We start from the raw sequence: 532 nt of genomic DNA, 5'->3' as shown, positions 1-532 counted from the left end.
TCCCAGAACACATGCCCCCGGTACGCCTCCCCGTGCAGGCCGCGGGCGGGCACGCCCACGTCCAGGTCGGCGGTGTTGGGGGACAGCGTCTGCAGCACGTGGAACAGGTGGAGGCGCAGGATGCGGCCCGCCTCGCCCGGCACCCGGATGTCCGCGCCGCGCCACAGGCGGGCCCACGCCGTGGTGTGCGAGGCGAGGAGCTCCGGAAAGGCGTCGGCCTCGGCCACCCGGTCGAGCGCCGCGCCGAGGGGGTCGGCGATCGCCCGGTCGCGGGAGGTGTGCAGGGCCACCGTCTTGTCGACGACGGCGGGCCGGCCCGGGCCGACGGGCACCACCAGCCGGTGCACGGCCTTGCGGTGGGAGGGACGGATCTCCGACGCCGTGGCGGGCTCGGAGGTGACCGTGCGGGCCGCCATGCCGATGCCGATGTCGGAGGCGCTGGTGCGGCAGCTCAGCCAGGCCGTGTCCGCCGCCGAGGCACCGGTGCGCATCCGGACCAGGTGGTGCCGTGCCAGAGACCGGTAACGGCGGA

At 75.9% G+C, this 532-nt stretch carries 1 pseudogene; it reads right to left on the bottom strand.

The window, feature by feature from the left end:
• Positions 1-532 (bottom strand): annotated as a pseudogene (locus IE258_RS40940) (glycoside hydrolase family 65 protein); the annotation flags it as partial.

This window comes from Streptomyces tendae (genome assembly GCF_014650435.1).
GTDB classification, from domain to species: Bacteria; Actinomycetota; Actinomycetes; order Streptomycetales; family Streptomycetaceae; genus Streptomyces; species Streptomyces tendae.
The sequence above is the reverse complement of the archived record's forward strand: the minus strand, read 5'-3'. Positions and strand labels throughout refer to the sequence as shown.